Origin of the sequence: Actinomyces israelii DSM 43320, assembly GCF_000711965.1 — a bacterium.
Lineage (GTDB): Bacteria > Actinomycetota > Actinomycetes > Actinomycetales > Actinomycetaceae > Actinomyces > Actinomyces israelii.
Genome location: NZ_JONS01000076.1, coordinates 1 through 8593 on the forward strand (window position 1 = coordinate 1; position 8593 = coordinate 8593).

10 protein-coding genes and 1 other RNA gene are annotated in these 8593 nt (G+C 69.8%); 3 read left to right on the forward strand and 8 right to left on the reverse strand.

The annotated features are described in order from the left end of the window. Nucleotides 1–269: 269 nt before the first annotated feature. From O145_RS14775 to O145_RS14785, 4 genes are all read right to left on the reverse strand, one after another. Complete coding sequence (locus O145_RS14775) at nucleotides 270–845, reverse strand: Na+/H+ antiporter NhaA (RefSeq protein ID WP_043564354.1); 576 nt, start codon at nucleotides 843–845, stop codon at nucleotides 270–272. Nucleotides 846–944: 99 nt separating this feature from the next. Next, nucleotides 945–1700, reverse strand: a complete 756-nt coding sequence (locus O145_RS14780; RefSeq protein ID WP_229118613.1) for an N-acyl homoserine lactonase family protein — start codon at nucleotides 1698–1700, stop codon at nucleotides 945–947. Further along, nucleotides 1697–1822, reverse strand: a complete 126-nt coding sequence (locus O145_RS19670; protein WP_267489943.1) for a hypothetical protein — start codon at nucleotides 1820–1822, stop codon at nucleotides 1697–1699. Before O145_RS19670 ends, O145_RS14780 begins: the two co-directional genes overlap by 4 nt. Nucleotides 1823–1831: 9 nt before the next feature. Next, nucleotides 1832–2566, reverse strand: a complete 735-nt coding sequence (locus O145_RS14785) for a histidine phosphatase family protein (protein WP_043564356.1) — start codon at nucleotides 2564–2566, stop codon at nucleotides 1832–1834. Between the two features lie 65 nt (nucleotides 2567–2631). Between O145_RS14785 and map the strand changes: the two genes are divergently transcribed. Together map and O145_RS14795 are read left to right on the forward strand one after the other, a co-directional pair. Further along, complete coding sequence (gene map, locus O145_RS14790; RefSeq protein ID WP_043564359.1) at nucleotides 2632–3522, forward strand: type I methionyl aminopeptidase; 891 nt, start codon at nucleotides 2632–2634, stop codon at nucleotides 3520–3522. Nucleotides 3523–3709: 187 nt separating this feature from the next. Continuing rightward, entirely contained in the window at nucleotides 3710–4840 is a 1131-nt protein-coding gene (locus O145_RS14795) for a hypothetical protein (RefSeq protein WP_043564361.1), read from the forward strand. A gap of 109 nt (nucleotides 4841–4949) precedes the next feature. Here the strand turns inward: O145_RS14795 and rnpB are convergent. The 3 genes from rnpB to O145_RS14805 all read right to left on the reverse strand — a co-directional run bounded on the left by rnpB (nucleotide 4950) and on the right by O145_RS14805 (nucleotide 7052). Then, nucleotides 4950–5331, reverse strand: an RNA gene (rnpB, locus tag O145_RS16740) — RNase P RNA component class A. A gap of 71 nt (nucleotides 5332–5402) precedes the next feature. After that, nucleotides 5403–6134, reverse strand: a complete 732-nt coding sequence (locus O145_RS14800; protein WP_043564365.1) for a zinc ribbon domain-containing protein — start codon at nucleotides 6132–6134, stop codon at nucleotides 5403–5405. Nucleotides 6135–6146: 12 nt separating this feature from the next. Beyond that, nucleotides 6147–7052, reverse strand: coding sequence for a Nif3-like dinuclear metal center hexameric protein (locus O145_RS14805; RefSeq protein WP_043564366.1), 906 nt, complete (start codon nucleotides 7050–7052; stop codon nucleotides 6147–6149). A 190-nt stretch (nucleotides 7053–7242) separates the two neighbouring features. Between O145_RS14805 and O145_RS14810 the strand changes: the two genes are divergently transcribed. After that, nucleotides 7243–8112, forward strand: a complete 870-nt coding sequence (locus O145_RS14810; RefSeq protein ID WP_229118614.1) for a helix-turn-helix transcriptional regulator — start codon at nucleotides 7243–7245, stop codon at nucleotides 8110–8112. 92 nt (nucleotides 8113–8204) lie between these two features. Here O145_RS14810 and O145_RS18500 read toward each other — a convergent pair whose 3' ends face one another. Beyond that, nucleotides 8205–8369 carry a hypothetical protein gene (locus O145_RS18500; RefSeq protein WP_156966818.1) on the reverse strand — a complete coding sequence of 55 codons (165 nt, stop codon included), beginning with the start codon at nucleotides 8367–8369 and terminating at the stop codon, nucleotides 8205–8207. Nucleotides 8370–8593: the final 224 nt, after the last annotated feature.

Sequence of the window (8593 nt, forward strand, 5' to 3'; positions counted from 1 at the left end):
CCGCCATTCCGACAGCCACTCACGTACCGTCCCCTCGGCCCGCTCGACCATCTCCGCGATAATATCCAGGCCAACGCCGCGGGCAGCGCACACAACCGCCCCCGCCCTCAATTCTCACCAGCCTGTAGGTGTCCGAACGCCTCCTCCACCTGATGAGGATGCCCCTCTCCTCGTCCGTCATGCCGATCCGCATGAGGCTGTCCTATGCCAGGTGCTCCGCAGACGCCAACCAGGAATCCCGCAGCAGCCGCCCCAGAATGCCATTTTGTTTAATTCCAGCCATAGAACGCGGCGATCACCAGCAGGGCGCCGATGTCGTCGATGACGGCGAAGGCCAGGAGGAAGGCGCGCAGGCGGGGAGCCCTCCTGGGGCCGACGAGGGCGAGCATCCCCAGAGCGAAGGCAGTGTCCGTGGAGATGACCGATCCCCAGGCGTTCGCGCCGTCGGCCCCGTGGGCGATCCCCAGGTAGACGATCGTCGGGACCACGAGGCCTCCGATCGCGGCGGCGGCCGGAAGGAGGGCGCGGCCGGGCAGCCGCAGCTCGCCGAGAGTGAGGTCGCGGCGCACGTCGAGGCCCACCATGAAGAAGAAGGCGGTCATGAGGCCCTCATCCACCCAGCCGTGGAGGCTGAGCTCCACGCTGAACGGGCCAATGGCAAGGGCGGCGGGCGTGTCCCAGAAGCTGTGGTAGCTGTGCCCGATATTGGCCCAGACCAGGGCCAGGGCGGTCGCGACAGCCAGTGCGAGTGCCGCGTAGGTCTCGTTGGTCTGCAGGTCGCGCCGACGGCGGCGCCGGCGCAACCAGGCGTCAACATTCTCGGTCACGATCGCGGGTGTGCTCACACGTATCCTTCCGGATGAATGGACGGCATGGCTGCGCCGCTACTCGCCGTCGAGCGTACGCCCTGATACCAGCGCAAAGGAGCTCCCGCCTCAGAACGTTCAGAACGTGCGGACTCCCGGCTCCACCTCCGGGTCGTGGTTGGCAATGAGACCCAGGCAGCGCGGATCGTGCTCCACGCGGCGCACCCAGGCCAGGGAGCGCTCGGCCTGGGCGGCACTGACGACGACGCTGGGGCGCAGTCCCTGATCGAAGGACGGCCGACCGTAGCCGGCGTCCGAGGTCAGCAGGTGGAACGCCCGGCCGTCGTCCCGCCCGGGAGCGTCCACGCCTTCGACCCGCCCCTGGCTGTGAGGCCCGCACTCATTCCCGCGCACAATGGTGGCGCACAGCCCGCGCGAGTGCCCGGGGACCGCGACCATGACCAGGCTGCCGTCGCCGAAAACGTCATAGCCAGCACCGTACGGCCCCACGGGCGTGTTCCACGAGAATGTCCGCAGATCGACGCCGTCCCACTCGTGAGGCAGGTACATGGGACGGGACGCCCGCACGCCCTCGGCCTCGGGCCGGGAGACGAGAATCCGAGGCGCCTCCCCGACCAGCCGCAGGCCATCGGCGTGGTCGCAGTGGAGGTGGCTCATGAGGACCAGGTCCAGGTCCCGGGGCCGGATGCCGCGCTCCTCCAGCTGCTCGTCGATGGCCTGACCGTCGGGCAGGTCCGCCTTGTTGACGGGGTACTGGTGGCGAAGGTTGGCGATCTGGCCCAGGCGGCCGCGGTTGACCGGGTGCCAGCCGGTGTCGATGAGAGTCAGGCCGCGGCTGTTCTCGATCAGGTAGGCGCTGACCGGGGCCGTCACGAGGTCGCCGCGGCCGCGGAGGATGTGCGTCCAGGACAGTGGGGGTCTGCAGGCCGGTGGTAGGGCAGCGTCCTGTCCACGATCACGCCGCCGGTGTGGAGAATCTCCAGGGTGGTGCTCATGACGGGCCCTCACAGCCCCTCGGGGTGGGACCAGTCGATCGGGACCGGGACGACGCCGGTGAAGGCACTGGTGATGTCGTCCGCAGCGAAGGTGACGCCCTGGCCAGCCGGGTCCAGGGCCCACCGGAGGAGACGGGGAGCGCCGTCGTCGGCCGTGGGGTCCACCTGGACGGTCGTGATCGAGCAGTTCGCCATGGGGGCCATGCCGTAGACCTCGAACCCGATCCAGCGGCTCATCATGCTCATGATCGTCATGCCGTGGGAGACGACGAGGACCTCCTCCTCATCGTCGTCCCGGCCGGCCCCGACGGCGGCGCGCAGGTCCGCGATGATCCGGCTCAGGGCGCCGTCGATGTCGGAGAGGTAGTCGACGGCGCTGATGCCCCCGGGCGCGCCGGGGTGGGTGCCGGAGATGACCTCGGGGAGGAATCCGGCGGTCGGCAGGGCGGCGAGCATCTCCTCGTCGGGACCGCCGTCGTAGATGCCGTAGTTGTACTCGCGCAACCCGACGAGGTTGACGGGGACGATGTCGGGGTGGGGCGCCAGGAGGATGCCGGCGGTCTCCTGGACACGGCCCTGGGGACTGAGGTAGGCGCGGGTCAGCGGCGCCTCCGCCAGGAAGTCCCTGCAGACCTCGGTGCCTCGGCGGCCCTCGGCGGTGAGCGGGGAGTCGGCGGCGCCCTGCGTGCGACGCTGCTCGTTGAGGATGGTGCGACCGTGCCGCACGAAGTGGATCTTCGCCATGTGCTCATCGTATGGCAGAGCCGATCGGTGAGCCGCCCGTCGAAGACCGCTCCTATGCTGGGCCCATGACTCACTCGACCTCCTCCCTGGCGGACAGGGCCCCTCGCGGCACCCTCACGAAGGGCAGGCTCAGCCCCGACCGGCACGTGCCCGGCTCGATCCCCCGTCCCGAGTACATGTTCCACGACGGCCCCGAGCATGTGACCGCCTCCGACATCAAGGACACGGAGACGGTCGAGCGGATCCGCCGCGCAGGGCGCGTCGCGGCTCGCGCCCTGGCCGAGGCCGCGGCGGCCATCGCCCCCGGGGTCACCACCGACGAGCTCGACCGGATCGCCCACGAGTACATGTGCGACCACGGCGCCTACCCCTCCTGCCTGGGGTACATGGGCTTCCCCAAGTCGATCTGCACCTCGGTCAATGAGGTCATCTGCCACGGCATCCCGGACTCGACCCTCCTGAAGGAGGGCGACCTGATCAACCTGGACGTGACCGCCTACCTCGACGGCGTTCACGGCGACACGAACGCGACCTTCCCGGTCGGCCGGGTCGATCCGGAGACGGCCGCGCTCATCGAGCGCACGCGCACCGCCATGGAGCGCGGTATCAGGGCCGTGCGGCCCGGACGCGAGGTCAATGTCATCGGACGCGTCATTGAGAAGTATGCCAAGCGCTTCGACTACGGCGTCGTACGGGACTACACCGGCCACGGAGTGGGAGAGGCGTTCCACTCCGGCCTCATCATCCCCCACTACGACGCCGCCCCCCTGTATGCCGACGTCATGGAGGTCGGCATGGTCTTCACCATCGAGCCCATGCTCACCCTGGGCACCGAGGAGTGGACGCAGTGGGATGACGGCTGGACAGTGGTGACGAAGGACCGCTCCCGCACCGCCCAGTTCGAGCACACTCTCGTGGTGACGGAGAACGGTGCGGAGGTGCTCACCCTGCCATAGCCTCCCTCCTCAGATTCCCCGATGCGCCCGGCGCCCCGGGCCGCCTCGTCCGCCTGCCGAGGGGCAGAGCTTCCCGGCGCCCTGTGCGCCTCCGGGAGAACGACAAGGCTCGCGCCGTGTACATTCGTCCTCAGGACGACACACGTCGCACCGACGCCCCATCATCCGACCGTCCCGGAGGTTCCTTATGGCACTTCGATTCAACCCGCCGCCGAACTGGCCTGCGCCCCCGGAGGGATTCAACCCTCCCGCGGGGTGGCAGCCCGACCCCGCCTGGGGCCCGGCCCCGGAGGGATGGCAGTTGTGGGTCGAGGACTCCGTGCCCGGCGGCGGCTCCGGCCCCCAGACGTCGTCAGAGGCAGACGCCGCATGGGCCCCGACGCAGGCGGTCCCCTCCAGCTCGTCGTCGCCGGTGGCGGACCCGACCGGGCAGTCGGCTTCCGCGCCGTCGGGCGACTACGCCGCCTCGGGTCCCGTCGTCGGCTCGGGACCGGCCCCTGTCGTCGGCTCGGGTCCGGGCGCGTCCCCGTACGCCCCCGGCATGAACTACGCCCAGGCGCCGACGCCCTACCACAACCAGGGAATGCCCGCCCCGGGCGGTCCCGTCCAGGGGGCTCCCGGCGGGCTGCCGCAGGGACCGGGCTGGCAGCCCGTTAATGTCGCCGCTCAGGGCGGCTCCAAGTCCATCATCCAGCAGTGGTGGTTCTGGCTCATTATCGGCCTGCTTGTGATCGCGCTGGTCGGAGGCGGTCTCTACGCGATCCTGCGCAACGGCAACGACAGCGACAGCGACAACAATGGCGGCGGTGGCACCACGACGTCCGCCACACCGGACGCCGGCGCCGTCGGAACATCGGAGAAGAATCCGTACCCGCCCAGTCAGACCGTGACCGTCCAGGCGGGCAGCACCTACACCAACGGCTCGGATGCGTCGGTCGACGTCACCTTCGGGGTCGTCAACTGGGACGCCACCCAGCAGTTCAGGAGCGTCACCGCGAAGGTCCTGTGGACGGAACCGCCGAGTGACAAGGTTTACATCCGTGTGCCGGTGACCGTGACCTACCACGGCTCGGGACAGCTCGGCGACTTCGACGTGCACATCAGCTACGTCCGGAACGGCAACACGACCGATGCTGTGCTCTCAATCGCCGATGACGAGTACCGCGAGCAGAACATGCCCCATGACGGCGGCAGCGCAACAGGCTACGCCACCTTCCTGGTAACCAGGGAGGAGGCCCAGTCGAAGGAAGGCGTATGGACCGTCTCGGGCCTGTCCAACTACGACGACCAGTACATCAAGGTGAGGAACGAGAACTGACCCGTCAGTCGGCGGATCGGCTGACCGAGTGATCCTCCGCCTCGCATGAGGGTGCCCACCAGGCCCACCTGGTGGGCACCCTCACGAGAGCGGCCCTGGCGCGCAGGGGCGGACGAGCCGACCTGTACGCCGGGTTCTGTTGCCGCCGACCGTTGCCGGTGTGGCGGTGGCGACCATCTATCTTGGCCCGCCGTTGCCGGCGGGCTCACGCGACCTACCCGCAGGCTCGGGCGAGCAGCCCTCGGGCGCCTGCTGTGCGGTCTTGCTCCGAGCGGGGTTTACCCAGCCGCCGCAGTCGCCTGCGGCGCTGGTGGGCTCTTACCCCACCGTTTCACCCTTACCGGCCGGTCACCCGGCAGGCGGTCTGTTCTCTGTGGCACTGTCCCGCGGGTCACCCCGGGTGGCTGTTAGCCACCGCCCTGCTCTGTGGAGCCCGGACGTTCCTCGATCCGCGGGTGGCCCCGCGGCACCGCGGCCGCCCGGTCGGCTCGTCCGCAGGACGCACTCTATCCCCTCCCCGGCCGGCTCGCCCGCCGACCGGGCCCGCCCCACAGCGCGCGGGTCACTCCTCCATGCGCACGAGAATGACGTCGTTAGCCTCGGCGTGGATGACGGCGTCCTGCGGTGCGGCAGCGATCCGGGCGTGCTCGGCGGGGCCGATCTCGACGGCGCCCTCGACCCGCCGGCCGTACAGGGCGATCGCACCGATGCCGCCGGTCGCCTCCCGGGCGGCCTCGTACTCGGCCAGCAGAGCGGCGTCGATTGTGCCGGCCAGGTCGGCCCGCCGCTCACGGACCTGCTTGATCTCGCCGTCGAGACGGACGAACTCGGCGTCGCGGGTGGAGGTGAGCTCACGGCCGGCGGCGCGGATCTCCTGCTCCTGGGCGGCGAGGCGGTCGGCTTCCGCCTGGGCGGCCTCCTGGGCCTCCATGGCCGCGATCTGGGTGTCCTCCAGGATGCTCTGGCGTCGGCCGAGCTGGTCGATCTCGCCCTGGATGGCGCCGAGGTCGCGGGCGGCTGCGGCTCCCGAGGAGAGCCGCTCCCGCAGAATCGCGGCTCGGCGCACCACCTGTCCTACCTCGCCCTCGGCGCGGGCGACATCTGCCTTGGCGTCGGCCAGGGCCCCGGCGGCGACGGCGGCATCGCGCCGGTTGTCCCGCAGCCGCCTGACGGTGGCCTCGATTCGGCTCAGGACAGGCAGATGGGCCCGCTCATGGGTGAGGCGGGCGAGGCGGGAGTCAAGACTCTGCAGGTCGATGAGACGACGCTGCTGGCGAAGAGGGGCACTCGTCACTGCTGTGGTCCTTCACTGGCTGGGTATCGAGTTCTGCGCGGTCCGGGCGCGCGCCTGAGATCCCGTGCTCAGACGCAGGGCCCACGGGTCGGTGACGACCTCGGACACGTATGTGGTGAGTCTACGTCCCCCCGCTGCGCCGGCCCGCTCCAGACGGGCCGCGAGCGGCGGCAGACCGACCCACTCGGTGGCCCAGTGGGTGCCGCACAGCAGGTAGGGGCGTCCGGCCTCCAGGTGCTCCGACGCCGGGTGGTGGCGCAGGTCGGCGGTGAGGAAGGCGTCGGCGCCGGCGTCGCGCGCGGCGCCGAGCAGGGAGTCTCCGGCGCCGCCGGACACGGCGACGGTCTCCACGGTCGCGTCGAGGTCCCCGCCGACGAGCAGGCCGGGTGCGGAGTCGGGAAGCGCGTCGGCGACGGCGTCAGCCAGGTCGCGCAGTCGGACGGGGACCTGGAGGCTGCCGACGCGCCCGATGCCCTGGGTCGGGTCAAGCGGGTTGGGCTCCAGCGGCGTCGTGTCGAGCAGGCCGACGGCGGCGGCGAGGGCGGCGGCGACGCCCCCGTGGGCGGCGTCGAGGCTCGTGTGGGCGTTGGCCAGGGCGATACCGTTGCGAATGAGCCGGTGCACGCAGCGGCCCTTGGGGTCGGCGGCGGAAACCTGGTCAGTACCGCGCAGGTAAAGAGGGTGGTGGGTGATCACCATATCGACACCGCGCTCAATGGCCTCATCGACGACGACGGCGACCGGGTCGACGGCCAGAAGGACGGAGGCGACGGGTTCGGCCGGGTCGCCGCAAATGAGCTGGTTGGAGTCCCAGGGCTCGGCGAGCTCGGGCGGAGCGGCGGCGCGCAGCATGGAGACGACGTCGGCCACGCTCAGGGGCGCGGACTCAGCGGCGGGGGCGATTTCGGTCTGGTTCATGGGTGAAGGCTAGACTCATCCGGGGCCGGTCGGCACCGTTCTAAATTAACCGACTGCTAACCGCCAAGATTGAGCGAAATATCATGAAAGGGTAACGGGAGCCCCGCTCATCTCTTACTCTGTAGATATGCGTCGAGGACTCAAGTCTCAAAAAGCGGATCTGCGCATGTTCCTCGCTGAGCATCGCGCAGTGGTCACCCCAGCCATGGCGGGCCTGCCCACCAAGGGCCTGCCGCGCCGTGTGCCCGGGCTCCGCCGCGATGAGATCGCTCGGCTGCTCGGCGTCGCCACCGACTACTACACGGACCTTGAGAAGGGCCTGCTGCCCTCGGGGCCGGAGCCGTCGCTGCAGGATCTTCTCAGTGATGTGCTCGCACTGAGTCCGGCCGATCGCCAGCGCCTCAACCTTCTGCTCAGTGCGGCGTATCCCGACGCCGGTGCTGCGACGGACCAGCAGGCCGTTGTCGCACCGCCCGTCCAGCAGGCGAGCCCCTCCGGGGCCGGACGGATGGCGGGGCACGGCGGCGCGGTGTCGGCACCGACCCGGCAGCTCCTGGACTCCTTCGACATGCCGGCCTACCTGCGCAGCCGGTCGCTCGACCTGGTGGCCGTCAACAGGCCGGCTCGTCTTCTGTACGCGCCCGTGCTGGAGTGGGCGGGCACCCAGAAGAAGACGGTGAACCTGCTCGAGTTCGCCTTCTTCGACCAGGAGGCGGCCCAGAGCTTCTGGCCCGACTGGGGCGATGTGATCACGCGCGCGGTGGCGGACCTGCGAGGGGCGCTTCAGGACTACCCGGACGATCCCGATCTCATTGGCGTCGTCGGTACGCTGAGCGCCCGCAGCCGCCTGTTCTGCCGGCTGTGGATCGATCAGGACCTGCCGCCGCGCTCCTCCCAGGGCGAGGAGCGGATCTTCCACTCCCTCATCGGAGATGTCACGGTCCCCTTCCGCATGCTCGCTGAGGACGACGGCGCGCAGGTCGTCGTCATCACGCCGCCCACCGGCTCGCCCGCTCACGAGGCCATGCAGCGCCTGCGCGCCTGGGCGGCAGCCGGCTGAGACGCACAGCCCCACAGCCCGGGCCTCAACCGTCGTCGAGCAGAGAGGGCGGGGCGCCGTGCCGACCGGGCGGGCCGAAACGGCGCGACGGCTCAATCCTTGCGGGTGGTTGTGCCGTCGCCGAAGAAGTCCTTCGTGATCCGGTAGGTGCTCGACGCCCCGAATCCGCTGGCCGAGGCGGTACCGGAGGTACCGTTGTTCGACGGGCCCGCCACCGTGTATCCTCTGACATAATACCCGTCCCCGGTATAGCCCACACTTCCGAGGCGCCCGCCGACCGGGGCGGCTTCTCCTTGCTGAGGACAGTGAGCAGGACGACGACAGCCGGCATCAACCAAAGACCTGCGACGATGACCTGTCTTTGGTACTGGAGCCAGTCGACACCGGCGGCCCTCAGGATCATAAGTATGGCCGGAATTAAACAAAATGGCATTCTGGGGCAACTGCTGCGGGATTCCTGGTTGGCGTCTGCGGAGCACCT